This window comes from Streptomyces chilikensis (assembly GCF_001642695.1).
Classification (GTDB): Bacteria; Actinomycetota; Actinomycetes; order Streptomycetales; family Streptomycetaceae; genus Streptomyces; species Streptomyces chilikensis.
Window position 1 is genome coordinate 1 of sequence record NZ_LWCC02000178.1, and the last position, 1,467, is coordinate 1,467.

The 1,467-nt window shown below is 71.2% G+C and carries 1 protein-coding gene; it reads left to right on the forward strand.

What is annotated here, in order from left to right; translation table 11 throughout:
• Position 1: 1 nt before the first annotated feature.
• Positions 2-1,459 carry a DHA2 family efflux MFS transporter permease subunit gene (locus A2U95_RS30760; RefSeq protein WP_166029128.1) on the forward strand — a complete coding sequence of 486 codons (1,458 nt, stop codon included), beginning with the start codon at positions 2-4 and terminating at the stop codon, positions 1,457-1,459.
• Positions 1,460-1,467: the final 8 nt, after the last annotated feature.

A 1,467-nucleotide genomic window follows, 5' to 3' on the forward strand; every position in this document is an offset into this window, starting at 1 on the left:
CATGTCTGTTGTTGATGGTTCGGTGGTGGAGGGGACGTCGTCTCCTGGGCCCGGTGGTCCGGGCAGGGCACCGGTGCAGCGGTTGACGCCGCGGATGCGGCTGACGCTGGTGGTGCTGCTGGTCGCGCAGTTCATGCTCGCGGTGGACTTCTCGATCCTGAACGTCGCGCTGCCGGTGATCGGTGAGGGCCTGGGCTTCTCCCTGGGCAACCTGCAGTGGATCGCGACGTCGTTCGCGCTGTGCGCGGCCGGCTTCACCCTGATGTTCGGCCGGGTCGCCGACCTGTTCGGCCGCCGCCGCCTGTTCCTGGGCGGCCTGGCCGTCCTGGGCCTGGCCTCCCTGGTCGGCGGACTGGCCACCAGCCCCGAACTCCTCATCACCGCCCGCGTCTTCCAGGGCCTGGCCACCGCCGCGGTCACCCCGGCCGGCCTGTCCCTGCTCACCACCGCCTTCCCCGAAGGCCCCCTGCGGGAGAAGGCCCTGGGCCTCAACGGCGCCCTGATGTCAGCCGGCTTCACCACCGGCGCCATCCTCGGCGGTGTCCTCACCGACCTGCTCTCCTGGCGCTGGTCGTTCCTCATCAACGTCCCCGTCGCCGCCGCGGTCCTCATCGTCGCCCCCATGGTCATCGCCGAGTCCCGCCCCACCGACCGCCCCCGCCTGGACGTCCCCGGCGCCCTCACCGTCACCGCCGGCCTCCTGGCCGTCGTCTTCGGCCTCACCCAGGCCGGCGAACACGGCTGGACCAACACCACCGCCCTGCTCTCCCTGGCCGTCGGCCTCCTGCTCCTGATCGCCTTCTACTACATCGAACGCGCCACCGACGCCCCGCTGGTCCCCGTCGCCATCCTGCGCCGCCGCACCGTCGCCTGGGGCAACATCACCGGCGTCCTGGCCTTCCTCACCGAGACCTCCCTGGTCTTCCTCCTCACCCTCTACCTCCAGCAGGTCCTCGGCTTCTCCCCCCTGGCCGCCGGCCTCTCCTTCGGCGTCCTGGGCCTGGGCACCGTCCTGGGCGGCACCCTCGCCCCCCGCGTCATCGCCCGCACCAGCACCCGCTCCACCCTCCTCATCGGCGCCCTGATCCAGACCGTCGCCACCGCCGCCCTCCTGGCCCTGGGCACCACCAGCGCCAGCCTCCCCCTCATGCTCGCCGCCACCTTCATCGGCGGCATCGGCAACATGCTCCTGATCGTCGGCTTCATGGTCACCGCCACCAGCGGCCTGCCCGACCACGAACAAGGCCTCGCCACCGGCCTGGCCACCATGAGCCAGCAGATCGGCATCACCATGGGCACCCCCATCATGAGCGCCATCGCCACCGGCGCCATGACCACCACCGCCGTCACCGGCATCCTCGGCGGCATCCACACCGCCATCGCCGTCAACGCCGCCCTCGTCCTGATCACCACCCTCACCACCACCCTCTTCCTCCGCACCCCCACCACCACCAAATAACCCCTGCT

Bases quoted from the DNA above. Each gene is read 5' to 3' on its own strand.
- A2U95_RS30760 (WP_166029128.1), top strand. From the start codon at position 2: ATGTCTGTTGTTGATGGTTCGGTGGTGGAGGGGACGTCGTCTCCTGGG.